We start from the raw sequence: 18,909 nt of genomic DNA on the forward strand, positions 1-18,909 counted from the left end.
TATAAATCATTAATAAAAAGAAGAGACATGGTAGGTGCTTTGAAATGATTGCCATGTCGAATTATTTTTGGTATAGATGTGTTTGGTTTATGTGTGTGTGCCAATTCCGGCAAATGTTAAATTCTCAAGAGGAGAACTTTTTATGCCAGTAAAAAGAAAACCTGCGGCTGCAAAGCGACGTAAAAAACGCACTACAGCTGCAAAGTCCACACCTACACGTAAAAAAGCTACAAAACGAAGAAAGAAGAGAGCTACTACGGGTGTGAAAACTACGCGTCGTCGTAAAAGAGTAGGCGCTGCTAAAAAAGCTACAAGAAAACCACGTCGCAGAAAAGCGGCAACACGTAAGAAAACAGCGACTCGTCGTAAGCCTGCTACACGCAGAAAGACTAAAAAAAAAGCAGTTAGTCGGGTAAAAAAAAAGCCTAGTAAAAGCAAAACCTCAAAGAAAACGTCGACGTCCTCCCGTGTTACCAGAAGTAGAAAGCCTATAGCTAAAAAAAAATCAACAAAAGTAGCGAAGGCTAAAGTTATCCGAGCTCCTTCTAAAAAAAAACAACAGCAAGCAAAGTCTGATTCCCAGGCGCTACCTGCGGTAAAACAACAACCATCAATAGAAACTAAAATGGCAGAACATAAAAAACCTAAGAAAGAATCGAAAAAACAACGTTCTTTACCAGAAACAAGGCTAGAATTGACTTCTATTAATTCAGAAATCGATTTAAATATAGCGCCTTATAAGGAACGTCCTGGGGAAGACTATATGAGCTCGAGCCAGCAGGCGTATTTTCGCCGTTTATTATTACAGCGAAAACGCGTGTTGTTGGAGGATATGGGTCGAACGGTACATCATCTACAAGATGAAGGTACTTCTTTACCTGATATTAGCGATCGCGCGACTCAGGAAGAGGAATTCAATTTAGAACTACGTGCACGCGACCGTGAACGTAAACTCATTAAAAAAATTGAGGAAGCTTTACAGCAACTCGATGAAGGTCACTATGGCTTCTGTAATTCTTGTGGCGTGGAAATTGGTATTCGCCGCTTAGAAGCACGTCCTACCGCCAGTCTTTGTATCGATTGTAAAACTTTGGATGAGATTCGAGAAAAACAAACCGGTGGTTGACAGACTAATCAAAAAATACGAATTATTTTATTTAAATAACGATGAATTGCGCAACTAAACCTAGAGAAAAATTTAAACCTTGCTGAATAAGTTATTTGTCATTGCGAGCGCGCAGCGCGCGGCAATCTAGAAATCCCGCAACTGGATGGCCACGCTCACTTCGTGAGCTCGCCATGACGATGGTTTTTCTATATGATTAACTCAATTTGCGAAACTTTCTCGCCGGTTTATTTTCAATGCAAAACTCAATAACACAACTCTATAAATCGTCTTTAGTCTTATTAACCGATTTTTACCAATTAACCATGGCCTATGGCTATTGGAAGGCGGGGATACACGAACGCGATGCGGTTTTTTATCATAGCTTTCGCCAAGCGCCGTTTAATGGCAGGTATGCTATTTGTGCAGGTTTAGGCACATTAATTGATTATCTTTTGAATTTTCAATTTACACAAGACGATATCGATTATTTAGCTGGGTTAACGGACACACAAGGCAAGCTATTATTTAGTGCCGATTTTTTGCAGTACTTACAACACATAAAATTTTGTTGTGATATCGATGCCGTTGAAGAAGGGACGGTGGTTTTTCCGCAAGAGCCTTTAATCCGTGTTAAAGGACCTTTATTACAATGTCAGTTATTAGAAAGTATTTTACTGAATATTGTTAATTTTCAGAGTCTCATTGCCACCAGCGCCGCGCGACTGTTGCAAGCCACACGGGGTGAGCCAGTATTAGAATTTGGATTACGTCGCGCACAAGGTTTTGATGGTGCTTTAATGGCGAGCCGTGCGGCTTATATTGGAGGCTGTACCGCGACCTCTAATGTATTAGCCGGAAAACTATTAGGTATTCCGGTACGTGGAACACATGCGCATAGTTGGGTGTTAAGTTTTGCTAATGAATTAGAAGCTTTTCGCGCCTACGCAGAAACCTTTCCGGATCGCTGTATTTTTTTGGTGGATACTTATAACACACTCGACGGTGTAAAAAATGCGATTAAAATTGCAGAAGAATTAAAACCCAATGGCTTTAAATTAGCAGGTATCCGTTTAGATTCCGGTGACTTAGCTTATTTAAGTCAACAGGCACGCAAACTTTTAGACTCGGCAGGTTACCAGGATGCGGTGATAGTCGGTAGTAATGATCTGAATCCCTCCGTGATCACTAGTTTGAAGGAGCAGGGCGCCAGTATTAACGTATGGGGAGTAGGCACACATTTAATTACCGCCTATGAGCAACCCGCTCTCGAGGGTGTCTACAAACTCAGTGCGATTAAGTCGGCAGCAGGAATTTGGGAAAACAAACTTAAGTTATCTGAACAAACCATTAAAATTTCTACTCCTGGGACTTTATCTGTGCGACGTTATTATGCTGATAAAGTGAATGGGTCGGCGATGGCGGATGCCATTTATGATGAAAGATTAGGTATTTCGGAAAAAAATATCACGATAATTGATCCGGTCGATCCGACCAAACGCCGTACCATTCCGGCAACAACACCGCACCGTGATTTATTGACTGCAATTTTTAGACAAGGAGAATTAGTTTATAAAGTACCTTCATTAAAATCCATTCAAGAAAAAACTCATCAGGAATTACAGCAATTTCATGAAAGTATTCGCCGCTTATTAAATCCGCATGCTTATCCAGTAGGTTTAGAAGAGAACTTATATAATTTAAAATTAGCGCTTATTTTAAAAGCTAAATCATCTGTACGGTAAAATTCATGTGTCCGTTATGGCGAGGCCGCAACGTGGACTAATGTTTTACGTAACCACCGAATTTTTTAAATTTTCCACTGTCTAATTATATTTTTTAAAGACTATATTTTTTTATTTAATTAATATATATATTAATTAAATATTTTATTTTCATTTTTAAAAAATGACAAGGATGTCTTATGCCAAAAGATTCGCTGCTAACTGCCAACTTTTATTCACTACACCTAATAAGCGATAGCGAAGCTAGTTTTAACAAGCATAATTTAGAGGAACTTGATCAATCAATTAAACAACAAATTTATCCTCATTTAATTGAACAACAAGTTCCCATTTATTATGCAGGACGACATACACTAAATGACTTAAATAGATTTGTGTATAAACGTGCGGGTAGTGAATTGTATACGGATAATTTTATAATTTTGCAGAATGAATTAAGCTTAACCTTAATTAAAATAAAAAATTGGGCAAGAACGTATAATCTAGAGCATGCAGAAAGTTTAACAAATTTTATGAGAAAGCTAGAACAACCTAGCGATGGGATGGTATTACTCTATGGTGATGGAAAAAAATTATTAGAAAGAATAACAGTTCTTTTGCACAATTCAATAATTCCATTACAAGAGCGTAAAAATATTCTTATAAATTTATTAGCCGACAATGAGTTAGCACACTGCATCGCCGGTTGTTATGCCAGAATTAATAGTGCGGCTCTACAACTAGAAGCAAATTTAGAAGGTAATCAGCAAATTAAACTTTGGTTACGTTCTTTTGCAAAAGATACCGCTAGTAATGTAGCGGCAAAACGTCCATTTGCTATACCTGACAGTTATCAAGTATTAGTTTGCAAGGCATCTCATAGTGCAATAACCGCTAATTTATTACACGCACACAATTATTTATTGAGCCAAGCAAAAGAGTCTGGCTTTCCTATTTTGATCGAAAGAGATTTGGGTGCGATTGAATTGGGAAATAAGTTAAGCCAATTTACTCGTTCTGCCATTGTTAACGCTTATATAAAAGAGTTGGAACAGCAGGTTACCGCTAAAAATTTAGTAGATTATTTTACTGCTAAATTACATGAAAGTTTTAATACTATTATGCATAGTGACAATGATTACACAGATAAAGTTGCTATCATAATGAATAAATTAAACTTGATCGGAGAGGATAGTTGGTTTAAAGAAAATAAAGTTGGATTAGAAGAAATTTTTGATGCTAATAATGAATTAAAGCCAAAAGACAATTTAAAGATAACCGTGACGCAAAGATTATTATCAAGAAAAATATTTACAGGATTTGAAAGTAAAAAAATAACTTTGTCAAACTTGCATCAATTAGAATATTACGGATTTCCAGAGATTATAGATTTAACTTGGGTATGGGTGAATCAGGAAAGAAAATTTTTGTTGCAACTTATTAAAGAAGATCGCTTAGCAAGCCTAATACCTACTGTGAATAGAATTAAACAGGATTTATTTTCACATTATGAGCCAAATTTTATTCCGACTGTTATAATTTTAATCCACACTATATTTGTTACTAATACTAAATCACTATTAACTATTCTAAAACATTTGCCTACGTCTTATCATGTTTATTTCCTAGATAATATTTTTTCAGAAAAGCTGGCTGTATTGATCAGAGAGAATGGCTCTGTGCATTTATTTATGCAGTTATTACACGATATGCCTAACAAAGCCAATAGGGTACTCTTAATTCAAAATTGTGGGAAAGAGTTTATCCATAAACTAATTGACGAAGGTTTATCGGAAGCGGATATTCGCTGTACTTTCCCTGGTTTATCCATCAATTATAAACTAGAAAATTACGATACGATCAGTAAAAACCAAGCTTTGAGTGTGACCAAAGTATTTTTAAACCGTTTGATTGATAATAATTTCATAAATTTTTCAGAGCTTAATTTTAAACAGCTACCTTTTCACTATTTAGATTGGAATAATTTTGCCAGTTTAAATTTTAAAAAAACTAAATTTTATCAATCAATACAACATGCTAATTTTGATAATGCACAATTAGAAGACACAATTTTTTATTCTTATTTAATTGATGTTTCATTTAGGCATGTAGATTTGCGAAAGACGAACTTTCGAAGTCCTAATAATTCTCCGTATAAAGAACTTGACTTCACCGGGGCGTTATTATCTACCAATGTATTTAGAAAATTTCTTTTTTCAGATATGTATCAATTTACAGGAGCAAATTTAAAAGAGATTGATTTTCAACGTGCTGATATAAAAGATAGATTAAGTTTTCTTGATTTTTCTGGCGCAAATTTAGAAGGTTGTAATTTAAACCAGCTTAATGTAGTAGGCCTTAAACTAGTTAAAGCTAATTTAATCAATGTTGATCTACGTAAAACTAAAATGCATCTGCTAACTATCAATTCAGAAACAAAGTTGCAAGGTAGTCAATTAGAAGTGAGTTTAGTTAAATATATGTATAATTTAGGTTTTAAAAATTTTGATGAGTGTAAAGTGTATATTAATATGGACTTTTTAGATGAAGGTTATGAACCGTTAAATTTCTATCGAACAGATTTTAAAAATGCTAAATTTTTTGGACTGAGTTTTTATGTGCATTTTATAGAATCTGATCTAACTGGATCGATATTCCATTCTAGCGATCCCATGAATTCTAAATTTTATCTTAGTTTAAAAGCCATTAAAACGAAATTAGATAAAGTTCATTTTGAGCAAGTAAATTTTTTAAGCGATACTCGATTTAAATTCTACACGCTAAAAGATGTGAGCTTTAATCAAGTTGAGATGACAGCTAATATATTATTTGAATTCTATGAATCAGGACATCGGGATTTTTCTGGAGTTAAGGCGATAAAGGGACCGATTCCGAGAAAATTAGCCGCTTATCCGGTGTGGAATGCCAAGTTACCAAAAAATGTATTTATTGATCTTTTTAAACTGGGTTTACGTAATTTTCGAGGCAGTGATTTAAATAGTTTTTATTTAAGTCAGGTACTAACAGAAAAAGCAATGTCAGCTATTGATCTAAAATTGGAATATGCTCAATATAAGCCTTCACCATTAGGTTGTTCATTTAAGAGATCTAAGCGACAAACAAATCAATTGTGTTCGGTGCATCTATTATTACAAAAAATTCAGCGAAAACATCAAAATATGATCACTTTGGAAGATGTTGAGCTATTAGCGCGGTCTTCTGCTCAAAATTTCATTATTAAAGATACACCTATTTTTCAAAAACCACTTTACTATTTGCAAAATGTTAATGAAGCCAATTTCTATTGGGGATATGAGACTGACGTAAGTGAACTCTATAGAATGAGCATTTATGCGATTAATAGTATTTCTGAAATAGATCGTAGTTTAATTAAGTTACATTTCTATATAACTAAATCCATTACAACGAATGAAAATTTGTTAACTGAAGTACAATATTTAAAAAAAATAGGTTTCTGTAATGTTGTCTTTCATTATTTTAATCAACAGAGAGATTATTCTTCTATCTATCTTGAAAATCGAATTATCTCAGTAGGTACAGGTAAAAATATCTTATTTAAAACGAAATTTTCTCAGAGTTTAATCATTATTAAAAACCCTCGATTTAACGAAAAAATATCTAAAAATTTACTACGACATATTGCGCGTAAAGTCAAGGAAAAAATTGGTCAAGGCAGAATGATAGGTAAAACGCACGGTGCACGCTATGATTTGGCTGCAATGGTGTTATTTTTTATTGGTGAAGCGCTAAGTAAGCCAGAAACAGCACAAATAAAATCTATTGATGAGTTAACTAAAATTCAATTAAAGGAAATGGTTCCTGTACTTGTGGAAAATATAGGACATAGTAGAGGGGCTAATGCTAATCAAATTCAATCTGCAATCAATATTGCTAATCGATGTATCGATCAAGCTGCTTGTTCTACTGAAGAGTTATTGATAACCGACATCATGGATTCCATGTATCGAATGCGCCCCGATCTAGAAATTGGTAATGATTATGCACGTAAAAAAATTGTCGAATTTTTCGTTAATATTGGTGATTTTTTGAAAAAAAATTTCTCTGAATTAAAACTTTTATTAGCTAAATTTTCTGATTTCAAAGAAACTCCACGCACGTTAACTGTATTAGATTCTCGAGGCTCATTGGTTAATGGTAGTTTACCTTTTCCGTTTAATTGGTATGAACAACCTCTCCTTTTAGAATTGATTAAAAGGATTGAATCGACCTTTATTGAATTAGGTTATGATTTAGAACAAGATAACGAATTTTCTGAAATAAACTTAATCGAAACTTTAAATATTATTTGTAATAATCTTACCCACTATAAACAGGGTAATAGATTAAGCAGCAATGAAATAACGCTTTTTTTACAAGATTATGGCTATTTGCAAGAAGTAATTCCCTTAATTCAACCGTTAAACTCATCAGATTTATCAATAGAAAATTCTGATGAGTATATGAATGATAGAGTCCCGGAAAACGTAAATCTTTATTTTAACTCAAGCCAGATTAGCAATGAATCTCATGTGTATCGTAAAAAGCGAGCCCTGAATTTTATAGAACAGGAAATAAGCCTAAGAAATGATCAAGCTTGGCAGATAGCTGATCAATTTTTAGCTAAGCATGAACAATCCGCTAAATTTAATAAAACTAAACGTTCATTCTATGAAAATAAATTAACATTACCGAAGCAAGAGGTCACAACAAAAACTAAGCCTAGTTATCAACCTGATTCTTTAAAAGCTAAAACAAAAAACATTAAAAAAATATTACCAGACTTAAAGAACCCTGATAAATTTTTTCCTTTGTCAGAAAAACTAACTAAAAATACTCATTCCTCTCGCAATATTCCTATTAAGTTAATCAAAAATGCTCCGTTAACGTCTAACAATCATTTATTGCTTAGTCAATTCGGTAAAAATTTAGAAATGAAATCATACAATAAAAAAAATCATATTTATAAAGATAGGCTTAATACTAATACTTTAAAATTAACCGATGTAAATTTTGGTTCAACGGTTAAGAATAAGCCGATAAAGTTTGTTACTGCACATTGTGATATAAACTCCTCACTTTTTTTTATTAATTTTTGTATCAAATGCTGTGCTAAACAGAATTATGTGCCTTTAAATAAAAAACAGTTTAGTTCGCAACAAAAAATACAAAGAAAAACTGATAAATTTCAAAAAAATTTATATCGATAGCATTAGCGTTCTGCAGCACCAAAATGATCTTTTTTGTTAAAGTTCCATGTGGTGAATATCCTTAGTCTTCCTGAGACTAACTATCTTTCTCTTTCCTGAGATGGAAAAACAGATTAAAATAAAAATGGTGAGTGGCACTGTGCTTGCTTAATTAATATAATAATTTTTTGTTCATGGAATCTAACTTTTATGAAAAGAGCCTTGATCTTAGTGGATTTACAAAATGATTTTATGCCTGGAGGTCCATTAGCAGTGGATAACGCTGACGAAGTGATTCCAGTGGCTAATCGCGTTCAAGAGCATTTCAAATATGTTATCGCTACGCAGGATTGGCATCCTGAGGATCATTCTTGTTTTGCTGATAATCATAAAGATCGCTTTCCTGGAGAGTTTATTCAACAAGCCGGCTTATCGCAAATGTTATGGCCGGTACATTGCGTGCAAAACACTAAAGGTGCCGAGTTTGTCAAAGATCTAAAATTGGATCATATTATCAAAGTTTTTCGTAAAGGTAATGATCCCGAAATTGATAGTTATAGTGGTTTTTTTGAAAATGATCAGCAGAAAGAAACCGGTTTAGCGGACTTTCTCAAAGAATTGCAGATTAGTGAAGTATATATTATGGGCGTAGCAACCGATTATTGCGTTAAATATACCGTGTTAGATGCCTGTAAACTGGGTTTCAAAACCTACTTGATTGAAGATGGATGTCGAGCGGTGAACGTCAATCCAGAAGATGGACGTTTAGCCATTTCTGAAATGAAAACCGTCGGCGTAAAAATTATTCAAAGTGATGAAGTAGAATGAAAAATTTAGCTACCGTCAAGGCGAGCGAATGTAATGAGCGGGGCCATCTATAGTTTTGTAGTTCCTAGATTGCCACACGCCTGCGGCGCTTGCGATGACAATCAATATACTATATGAATCGCTAGATGCACTTTTTACCGAAGGAATAAAACAAAAGACGCAAATATATTCAGGAATAATCAAGTATTTTGTTTTAGTTCAAGACGGATGATTGTAGAGGAGCGGAGTGCATTGCGAAATGCATGAGCACGGAAACAATCAGCCAACACAGAATTAAAATAAAAGACGCAGATTATACTAGGAACGTTGGATGGAAAAGCTAATAACGTCTGAAAGCTTATTCGCGTTTGCCATAAGCATTAATAGGCGATCAAGGCCTAAAGCAACGCCTGCACAATCAGGAAGACCGTGTGTTAAAGCTGCTAATAAATACTCATCGATGGGTACGGATGGATAAGCAAGTTTTTCACGAGTGCAGAGATCATTTTGAAAGCGTAATCGTTGCTCGTTAGCATCATTTAATTCATGAAAGCCATTGGCAAGTTCGATACCATTTAGATAAACCTCAAAACGTTCCGCCACCGGTATTGTATCGTTGCGCACTTTGGCTAAAGCAGCTAGAGTAACCGGGTAGTCATAAATAAAAACCAATTGTCTAGGTAATTGCGGTTCAATAATATTCGACATTAAGAAATTTAAATAATCTGCAATGGTGTTTAGATCTAAATTTTCAGTGCCTAGGCCTAAACCAAGCGAGAGTTGTTTTAACTCGCTAAGGGTTAGTCGATGAGGATTGCAACTCAAATAACGTTGAAAAACTTCTGCATAACTAAAACGTTGTGCGGGTCCACACGCTAATAATTTTTTTAATAAAGCTTCGACTTCGTCCATGAGTTGATGATGATCATAGTCAGGTCGATACCATTCTAATAAGCTAAATTCAGGATTATGATAACGCCCCGATTCTCCTTGGTTACGAAATGCTTTGGAAATTTGATAGATGGGTCCCGATCCCGCCGCCAACAAACGTTTCATAGAAAACTCAGGAGAAGTTTGTAGAAAAAGTGTCTGTTGGTGCTGGCTATTATCCAAGTAATATTGTGTTTGGAAACTATGCAGATGAGGGTCCGTGACCGTTGCTTGGCTGAGTAAAGGAGTTTCTACTTCTAACACTCGACGTTCGGCAAAAAATTTACGAATGTCGGCTAAGAGTTTGGCGCGACAATGTAACATTGGCAGCGTGGTAGTAGGCTGCCAAGTGTTTTTAAACTCCATCATGGTGCTCAGAGAATTCTGCACTAAGCATTAAGCGTTTATAGACACGTTCGCTGATGAGACCGGCGTCAAATTTACGTTTGGCATCCACAGACATCGGTTGACCCTGTTCTTTTAACATGCGTCGCGTAGTGGCACTGATATTATCTAAATTAGAATCTAATAAATAATCTCGCAGTTTTTCATCAAAAACTAAAAACTCGCGTAAGGCAATGCGGCGCCCATCCATACTAGGCACCAATTGCTGCCAAATTACCACACGTATAGTTTCAATAATATCGATCATTCTGGCTTTTGCTTCTTCAGCAGGAAAGGAATTGACTAAGCGTCTTAAGGTTTCGGCCACGCCATTGCTGTGTAACGTTGTGTAGACAGGATGTCCTGTTAATGCGGCTTCGATAGAAGCACCGATGGTTTCCGGATCCCGTGATTCGCCGACTAATATGAGTCGAGGTTTACGTCGTAAGGCATTACGGACGCCCGCGGCGAAGCTGGGTAGATGTCTAGGTATCTCGGATTGACTGACGATAGCACTGGGCATGTCAATTGAGTCATAGACAAATTCTATCGGCGCTTCGTAGGTAAGGATTTTACGATGTGAATCTTCTTTTTCAGCCAGATCGCGGATAATAGCCGCTAACAAAGTGGTTTTACCGGAACCGGTTGCGCCAGTGACATACACGATGCCTTGCGCAGGTGCTAAGGCATGGATTAATTCGCTTTCTAAATTCAGATCCGACATTTTAGGTGGCGTACTCGGAATAGTACGAAAGCTTATTTGTATCGCGTCATGACCTTCTACTAAGCAACCTGTGGCATTGACACGGAATCGATAACGTTCGTTGCGATTGGGTCGAAATTCATAGTGTGTATCGATATCAACGCCACTTAAAATTTGCGCACTACCATTAGGACCATAGATAAGATTGAGTGTTTCAGAGACTTCGGTATTAGATAATTTACGCTGTGTGATACGCAGTAGGCGACCGTAACTTTCAGCAAAGACGGGCTCGCCGGTTTGTAACGTAATATCCGAAGCGCCCAACTTTTGACAGTGGATGAGTAGTCGCGCTAGACAAGCCGAAGTGAAGCGTACCGGTTCATCGGGAAGTAGATGGGCTGTCATCATCATCATGCGTCACGATGGATTTCCATCGGCCCGGATTAACTTGTAATTTTGGTAAGGAAGTGATACGCAATATTTGATCATTAATATGTAAATCAGAACTATCGCCGGTAACTCCAAGATCAGTATGTGCTACAAAAGGTTTACTGACCATGCCTTTCAATAATAAATTTCGATATAAAGCCATACCAGTGTAATCGCGGGTTAGGCGCGCTAAATTATCATTAAAAATAGCATCGGCTTGATCAATCCCATCTTGCCATCCCAACGTAGCATATTTTTTCCAGACGAGTCGTTCTTCAGGTGTTTTTGGCAAAAAAGCGGGTAAGGGTAATTCGGGATGTTGGTAATCCATCCATACATAATTACGCCACTGCGGCGGTGCTGTGGTGAAGCGCGCCTGACTAATAATCTGGTAAGTACGATCGTCGATACGTAAAGTTTGGCTATCCGCGAGTTTCAGTGAATTATTTCCTTGGACTAGCACAGGAGGTATGACGTTGTGATCGAGTAAAATTAAATTGAAATTAAAGATACGATCTAATTGTGATGAGTTCTTAGTTAATACTTGATTAATCTGTTCTGAACGCCAAGCTAAACCCGCTTGCGCACCGACACTCATCGCGATGTCTTGTAGTGCTTGTGAACGTAAAGCGGTCATTTGCTTCTTGTCCTTCGTGACCTGGGCATGTAAGTCTTGTAGCTGCGCTAAATTATCTAAACTACCAACGGTTTTATAATTAGGTTGTACGGTGCTACAGGCACTGAGCAGCGCAAATAGGCTCAAGCCAAATACTATTCTCGGATATTTTCGTAAAAATTTTTCGAAATACTTAATATTAATATTTAGCATAACGTAGTTCTATGGTCTTAATACCTGGATAGACGATGATATTAGCTTTTTTGCCTGCCTGAAGATTGGTATTGCGGATGATATAATTGAGTGGCGTATTTTGTGAGGAAATAGTCACTAAAACCGGAACGGCTGGCTGTTTTCCTATGATTCGTAAATGGAAATGCGCAAGCTTGGCAATACGCTGTAACAGCGGCTCTATGGGGCCTGACCAATCGACTGAGGCAATAGTTTTCTCTAGTCCTGAAGCGCTGGGATAGGGCAGTGGCTTGCTAATGGGAGGGCTGGAAGCCTTTTCCAGCTCTTTCAACTCATTTAATGACTGGCTAACCGAGCGTGCTGCTTCGGCAAGCCTAATTGAGGCATCATCCGAGTGAGCGTTGATAGCAGGAGTTATGGAATTCGGTAAGTTTTGTGAAGCACACCCTGATAGTAGACTCACAAAAAGCGCGACTGTTATTTTTTTCATGCTTATCTTATTTTAGATAAAATTTTGTACCCTACCGCTGCATTGAAACAAGAAGGTAATGTAAAGTCAAGCCATGCTTTTAGGGGTTCGATTTAACTAAGGCATAATGCACCTGGCCGGCGGTTTTTGCCTGTTGAATCTCCCAATTTTCAGGCAATATAAGTTTTTTAAGCTTCGCTTCGGCTTCCATATAAATCAAGCTTTCAGGCGCCAATAGACCCTCTTGGGCTAGCCAGGTGCAGGCTGAAGCGAGCAAATTCTGATGGAAAGGAGGATCTAAAAAGACTATATTAAAAAGTGGTTTTTTTGTTTCAAATAGTTCTGTTGACACAAAAGGAAATTGAGCTTGATAAACCTGGGCGCGGTTTTCAGCCCCAAGATGCTTGAGCTGGGCTTTTAAATAGGCGACTAATACTGAGGACCTTTCAATAAAACTAACTGATTTAGCATAGCGCGACAGTGCTTCAAAGCCTAAAGCACCACTACCGGAAAATAAATCTAAGCAATTTGCATCGCTGAGATAGGGCGCTAACCAATTAAATAAAGTTTCTCGGATACGATTCGGAGTGGGACGTAAATCAGGGATAACAGGGAAATGCAGTTTTCTACCACGCCATTGCCCACCAATGATCCTGACTTCATTTTCTTTCATAAAAAATACACTCTAATCATAAGTTCGCAAACTTCATGGCGGGCTCACGACGTGAGCGTGGCCATCTTTTGTCTTATATTTCTTGGATTGCCACGCACCTACGGTGCTCGCAATGACGATTAATTTGTTATGCACTCGCCATGACAATTAAGTATACAACACGCAATGACAATCACTTCGCGTCATGGCGAGCGAATGTTAATAAGCGTGGCATCTATCCGCGAAACTCTTCGTTGCGTTGAATGTGATAAGTCATTTATTATAAGCGTTTTTAGCTGACTCTGCAGTGACTATGTTTAAATTTTTAAAACGCAAAGAATCTCAAGCCGATATTCTTGAAGAAGAAGTTTCACTTAACAGTAAAAATGGTTTTTTTAATCGCATAAAGAAAAGTTTACAGAAAACTCGTCATCAATTAACCGAAAGCCTTGCGAGTTTAGTATTAGGTAAAAAAAAGGTTGATACAGAATTAATTGAGGAAATCGAAAATTTGCTGTTAACGGCCGATGTCGGCCCCGCGGTGACGGAAGAAGTTATTCAGCATTTAACGTTGAAATTGGCACGCAATCAATTAGCCGATGGTCAGGCAGTATGGGAGGTATTGCAACAACAATTAAGTGAGCTGCTGCAACCGTGCGAACAAGCGCTAGTGATTCACTCTGAACACAACCCTATGGTTATTTTAGTGGTGGGTGTTAATGGCGTTGGTAAAACAACGAGTATCGGGAAGCTGGCGCATTATTTGCAGAAGCAAGGCAAGCAAGTCATGTTAGCGGCAGGTGATACCTTTCGCGCGGCGGCGACTGAGCAGTTAACTATTTGGGCTGAACGCAATCATATCCCCATTATCGCTCAACATCAGGGCGCAGATAGTGCGTCAGTCATTTATGATGCGTTTCAAGCAGCTAAAGCACGGAATATAGATGTATTAATTGCTGATACGGCAGGTCGCTTGCACACCAAGCAAAATTTAATGCAAGAATTACAAAAAGTAAAAAAAGTCATCAGCAAACTAGATGTAACAGCCCCTCACGAAATTATGTTAATACTGGATGCAGGTACTGGACAAAATGCTTTGGTACAGGCTGAGGCATTTAACCAAGCTATTTCCTTAACCAGTGTGATGTTAACTAAATTAGATGGTACTGCTAAAGGAGGTATGATTTTTGCCATCGCAAAAAAATTAGCGTTGCCGATCCGTTTTGTCGGTTTAGGGGAAGGTATTGAGGATCTACAAGTTTTCTCGGCACAGGAATTCGTTCGCGCTTTATTTTCTATTGATAAATAAATTCTATAAAAATACACTAGGCATACCTATTGTAAAATTGCAAAATCAAAACGAATAAAAAAAGGAGTTTTTATGATCGAAGAACAAAACTTACGTGAAAAACGTTTTGTTTTAGAAGATCAAGACCAATTAAAAAGCTTATGGACTAGCCAGCCCGGTCAAACCTTGACGCTAACCTACGCTTACTCACAGCAAGCCATTAAAAAAGTCGATTATGTGGAAAGAGTACAAATAGCTATAGAGACTTTTAATAAGCTAGGCTTTGCGCGCTTAAAGTACGAACCTATGGATATGGGAACCGTTCCTGATGTTTGTTCTTTAGATCTTCCTTATTTAAAATCCAAATACAAAAATCAAATTATTTTTAAGATCGGCGAAAATATTACCGATATTGAGGGTTGTGGTACTCGAGCCAGCCTTCTTTATAACAAACAAGACTTAAACTATTTTGATGATACTGAAAATAATCAATCTGACATCAAATTGCAGCCTTTTTCAAGTGTCATTTGTAATGTAGAAAATAATTTTTTTTTGAATTATGGCCCTGGAATTATTTTACATGAAATTAATCATTTATTAGGAGTGAAACATGCGCATTTTGCGAAAGATAGCGATAATATTCTAACTGTAAATATTCCCCCGCCGGATATAGAAGAAATTTATTGGAATGATACTTTGGCTTGGAATGAAAAGCTTCATGCACTCTCAAAAGTCATTAATATATATCCTTACACTTCTTACCAAGAAACTACACGTTATACACTCGTCTCGCTTTTTTCTATTCAACATTATGCATTCACAGAACTCGAACCTTATTTAAGTGTCAATAAAACTAGAATTAACCAGATATTGACAGAGTTCAATGTAACTGTTGAGCTAAGAAAAAATTACTTTTATTTATTTGAAAAATATGCGGGTAGTCCTTTGTTGTATACTTATCAAGATTTAGCAGCATTGGCACAAGCAAGTTATTCGATAGCCCCTGATAGTTTGGTAGGCTTAATGTTTGCTTTGCCAAGTTATTATTTGGTGGAAGGCATTTATATGCCTAACTCGGATCAACGAAAATTAATCCATCTGATACAAAATTTACGCCAACTGGAAGGGTTTACTTATCCTATCCTAGCGCAAGATAAAATTAGCTTAAGAACTTATCAGTACAACAATTTTTCAGCTCCTTTGTATGATAGTTTTAAAATAGTTAGCTTAGACCAAGGATTAATTACTTGTTTTTTAACCGAATCTGAAAATACTTCATTGTCTTTAACATTAGACTCCGATTGCAATCTTAAAGGAGAAAGCAGAGAAAGTGGTATTTTCCCTTTTAAAGTCACATTAACGAATAGTATGACTTCCATACAACGAGAAGTGATTTTAATAGTTAAACAAAAAGTGCCAGCTGAAAATAGAGTTTTACTAGGTAATCCAGAAGTAAACTATTTATTAGCGGGTAATGAAACGGTTATTGATCTGATTGCTCTTTGCCGTGCTGTGGCTTTACCGAGAGGTCGGCGTTTAAATTGTCAATTGGATGCATTATCTAACAATATGTCCCTAGAAAATTGTTCTATGCTGGCCAATCGTAGCGATCATTATAATTTTACGGTTATTTTTACTAATCACGAAGCGAAAAAAACTTGCCATATTCAAGTTTTAAATTTTCTCAATTGGACAAGACAAGTTGAAGGTTTAGTGTTGAATGAAACCAATGAATTCCTACTTGAGGACGCTGTAATTCAGGCATCACTTCGCAAACAAGAATATTTTACTGAGCTGAGTAATAATCAGCCTATTTATGACAAAGCGTTTATTAAACCGTTACAGCAATGTTCAGCATTGCTAACGATACCTTTACTACAAGGGTTTTTTGAAGGTTTAATCGATGTTTGTTATATAGGGCATGCGCATAAAACTGTATTAAAATTCATACCGCGTATTATTTTAGTGGCTTTAGGTTACACGAATTTTTTAAGTGGTGGATTGGCTGCGTTGGCATCTATACTGACCGATTTTATGCAAGAAAACTTAAAGGGTTTTGTTTCTAGAAAATTAGAAAATTATATCAATTTATTATTTTTTCTTGTGGTTACCGAGTTAGAATATGCCCCCTCTAATCTTTGGCAATTAAGCGGCTCACTTGAAATTTTTCCAGAAAGCATCGCTTTATTAAATAAATTATTCGTGCAAATGGCATTAGCACCGGCATTCAAAACCGCTGCTTATCTGACCACTCAAGGCGTTATGAAATGTTTAAGCACATCGGCTGAAGAAATGGATTCCTCTAAACAACAAACTTTCAGTGCTAACGCAGATTTTTTTAATGCGCTGAGCGTTGCGCGTAGTACCGTGTTTTCAAAAAAAATATTAAGACCTTTCGCCTTTTTTTCTCGGCCAGCTGTGAATAATCAAGCCAGCGCAGTAGTTGAGGATATTGATGCTGAGAGGTCTTATATAGCTAAAATTGCTTAAAAACTTTGCTAAAAAGCAATAATTTCTTTATATTCTCTATCGTGGATTTAAACGGGAGTTTCGCGAATTGAAATCGCCATCATGGCTAGATTGCCGCGCACCTACGGTGCTCGCAATGACGGGTAAAAAACTATGGCGCTCGCAATGAAGAACGCTAAGTTCTATCCGCAACGGCTTTATGCAACAGCAATCCAAATAATAATAAAGTTTAGAGTTAATCTATAAAGAGTGGAAAAATGACTGACACAGTTTTTAGAAAATATATGTGCTTACTTTGTGGCTATGTTTATGATGAGGAACAAGGCTGGGAAGAAGATGGTATTCCAGCCGGAACGCGTTGGGAAGATGTGCCTATGACCTGGCGCTGTCCTGAGTGTGGTGCGATGAAAGAAGATTTTGAAATGGTGGAGTTATAAGCTAAAAGGACGTACCTCGGCGACGATAACGATGGCGATGAGCAACAGAGTCGGAAATTCATTTAGCCAACGATAAAATAAACTCGAATGTGGATTGTGATCAACTTTAAAATCGCGTAAACATTTTCCACAATAGAGGTGAAATAAGATTAATACAGCGACCAAAGCTAATTTTAGCTGCATCCAACTGGCAGAAGCATAGTAGTTGCTGGCAAAGCTAAATAAAATAAACCCGAACAGCAGCGTTAATAAAGCGGCTGGCGTCATAATATAATAAAAAAGACGGTGTTCCATGATCTTAAAGCGTTCAATACTGATACTATCTCTGGCATCGGCGTGGTAAACGAATAAGCGTGGTAGATAAAATAGACCTGCAAACCACGCGACCATTGCGATAATATGCAATGCTTTAATCCAGGGCATGAGTAGCTCCAAGTTCTTTTGATAATTTAATTATACAATCTTTACTATGAATTATGACGTAATTATTCCGACAATCAAAGATTATTTACTCGCATTACAGGCTAAGATTTGTTTAAGCTTAGAAAAAGAAGAACAAAAACAAAAATTTTTAATCGATGATTGGTTACGCAGCGAAGGTGGTGGCGGAAAAACCTGTGTTTTGACGTCAGGGGCGTTGATAGAACGTGGCGCGGTTAATTTCTCGCATGTGTTTGGTGAAAATTTACCGCCGAGTGCCAGTCAGCGACATCCATCCTTGGCCGCCGCCGCTTTTCAAGCAACCGGTATTTCTTTAGTTATCCATCCGCGTAATCCTTATGTGCCTACAGTACATATGAATTTGCGTTTTATTGCATTGCCCGGTACGCATCAGCAAGCTGCGCATTGGTGGTTTGGTGGTGGATTTGATTTAACGCCTTATTATCCTTTTTTAGAAGATTGCCGTCATTGGCATCAAATCGCTAAACGAAGCTGCGACCCATTTGGGTTAGCGCTTTATCCGCAATTCAAAAAAAATTGTGACGACTATTTTTATTTAAAACATCGACAGGAGGCACGCGGTATCGGTGGATTATTTTTTGATGATCTGAAGCTATGGGATTTTGAGCGATGTTTTGAGTTTATACAAAGTGTCGGCGATCATTTTTTATCAGCCTATCTTCCTATCATGCAACGACGTAAAGACATGGTTTATGGCAAGCGCGAGCGTCAGTTTCAAGCCTATCGACGTAGTCGCTACGTGGAATTTAATTTGATTTATGATCGTGGGACACTATTTGGTTTACAAAGTGGCGGGCGAGTGGAGTCGATATTAACTTCACTGCCGCCACAAGCGAATTGGCAGTATAATTGGCAGCCGCGGGCAGGTTCTAAAGAAGCCGAATTAACCGAAAATTTTCTGGTCGCTAGAGATTGGTTAGCTTAATTTTCTGGATTGCCGCGCGCTACGCGCTCGCAATGACGAATAAAAAACATGCGCTCGCAATGACGAATAAAAAACATGCGCTCGCAACGACAACTAGAGCAGCGTCATGG

The 18,909-nt window shown here is 37.2% G+C and carries 14 protein-coding genes; 8 read left to right on the forward strand and 6 right to left on the reverse strand.

The window, feature by feature from the left end:
- The first annotated feature begins 142 nt into the window (after positions 1-142).
- The 4 genes from dksA (at position 143) to pncA (ending at position 8,864) form a co-directional block, all read left to right on the forward strand.
- Positions 143-1,126, forward strand: coding sequence for an RNA polymerase-binding protein DksA (dksA, locus tag AAHF87_RS07275; protein ID WP_425287988.1), 984 nt, complete (start codon positions 143-145; stop codon positions 1,124-1,126).
- A 236-nt stretch (positions 1,127-1,362) separates the two neighbouring features.
- On the forward strand, positions 1,363-2,850 hold the full coding sequence (locus AAHF87_RS00590) for a nicotinate phosphoribosyltransferase (RefSeq protein WP_342146273.1): 1,488 nt from the start codon (positions 1,363-1,365) through the stop codon (positions 2,848-2,850).
- A 179-nt stretch (positions 2,851-3,029) separates the two neighbouring features.
- Entirely contained in the window at positions 3,030-8,057 is a 5,028-nt protein-coding gene (locus tag AAHF87_RS00595) for a pentapeptide repeat-containing protein (protein ID WP_342146274.1), read from the forward strand.
- A 189-nt stretch (positions 8,058-8,246) separates the two neighbouring features.
- Positions 8,247-8,864 (forward strand): bifunctional nicotinamidase/pyrazinamidase, encoded by a 618-nt coding sequence (gene pncA, locus AAHF87_RS00600; protein ID WP_342146275.1) that lies wholly within the window; start codon positions 8,247-8,249, stop codon positions 8,862-8,864.
- 297 nt (positions 8,865-9,161) lie between these two features.
- Here pncA and epmA read toward each other — a convergent pair whose 3' ends face one another.
- The 5 genes from epmA to rsmD all read right to left on the reverse strand — a co-directional run bounded on the left by epmA (position 9,162) and on the right by rsmD (position 13,239).
- Positions 9,162-10,142 (reverse strand): elongation factor P--(R)-beta-lysine ligase, encoded by a 981-nt coding sequence (epmA, locus tag AAHF87_RS00605; RefSeq protein ID WP_342146276.1) that lies wholly within the window; start codon positions 10,140-10,142, stop codon positions 9,162-9,164.
- Entirely contained in the window at positions 10,129-11,271 is a 1,143-nt protein-coding gene (dotB, locus tag AAHF87_RS00610) for a Dot/Icm type IV secretion system ATPase DotB (RefSeq protein WP_342147851.1), read from the reverse strand. The genes epmA and dotB overlap by 14 nt, the downstream gene beginning before the upstream one ends.
- Positions 11,240-12,118, reverse strand: a complete 879-nt coding sequence (locus AAHF87_RS00615) for a type IV secretory system conjugative DNA transfer family protein (RefSeq protein WP_342146278.1) — start codon at positions 12,116-12,118, stop codon at positions 11,240-11,242. Before AAHF87_RS00615 ends, dotB begins: the two co-directional genes overlap by 32 nt.
- Complete coding sequence (dotD, locus tag AAHF87_RS00620) at positions 12,105-12,587, reverse strand: type IVB secretion system lipoprotein DotD (protein WP_342146279.1); 483 nt, start codon at positions 12,585-12,587, stop codon at positions 12,105-12,107. Before dotD ends, AAHF87_RS00615 begins: the two co-directional genes overlap by 14 nt.
- Before the next feature lie 79 nt (positions 12,588-12,666).
- Entirely contained in the window at positions 12,667-13,239 is a 573-nt protein-coding gene (gene rsmD / locus AAHF87_RS00625) for a 16S rRNA (guanine(966)-N(2))-methyltransferase RsmD (protein WP_342146281.1), read from the reverse strand.
- A 292-nt stretch (positions 13,240-13,531) separates the two neighbouring features.
- On the opposite strand from rsmD, the gene ftsY reads away from it, so the two are divergent.
- The 3 genes from ftsY (at position 13,532) to AAHF87_RS00640 (ending at position 17,412) form a co-directional block, all read left to right on the forward strand.
- Positions 13,532-14,527 (forward strand): signal recognition particle-docking protein FtsY, encoded by a 996-nt coding sequence (gene ftsY, locus AAHF87_RS00630; RefSeq protein WP_342146283.1) that lies wholly within the window; start codon positions 13,532-13,534, stop codon positions 14,525-14,527.
- Between the two features lie 72 nt (positions 14,528-14,599).
- Complete coding sequence (locus AAHF87_RS00635; protein ID WP_342146285.1) at positions 14,600-16,996, forward strand: hypothetical protein; 2,397 nt, start codon at positions 14,600-14,602, stop codon at positions 16,994-16,996.
- A gap of 236 nt (positions 16,997-17,232) precedes the next feature.
- Positions 17,233-17,412 (forward strand): rubredoxin, encoded by a 180-nt coding sequence (locus AAHF87_RS00640; protein WP_342146287.1) that lies wholly within the window; start codon positions 17,233-17,235, stop codon positions 17,410-17,412.
- Here the strand turns inward: AAHF87_RS00640 and hemJ are convergent.
- Positions 17,407-17,835, reverse strand: a complete 429-nt coding sequence (hemJ, locus tag AAHF87_RS00645) for a protoporphyrinogen oxidase HemJ (protein ID WP_342146289.1) — start codon at positions 17,833-17,835, stop codon at positions 17,407-17,409. The genes AAHF87_RS00640 and hemJ overlap by 6 nt on opposite strands.
- Positions 17,836-17,881: 46 nt before the next feature.
- Between hemJ and hemF the strand changes: the two genes are divergently transcribed.
- Complete coding sequence (hemF, locus tag AAHF87_RS00650; RefSeq protein ID WP_342146291.1) at positions 17,882-18,799, forward strand: oxygen-dependent coproporphyrinogen oxidase; 918 nt, start codon at positions 17,882-17,884, stop codon at positions 18,797-18,799.
- The last annotated feature ends 110 nt before the right edge of the window (positions 18,800-18,909 follow it).

The organism is Rickettsiella endosymbiont of Aleochara curtula (assembly GCF_964030935.1).
Classification (GTDB): Bacteria; Pseudomonadota; Gammaproteobacteria; order Diplorickettsiales; family Diplorickettsiaceae; genus Aquirickettsiella.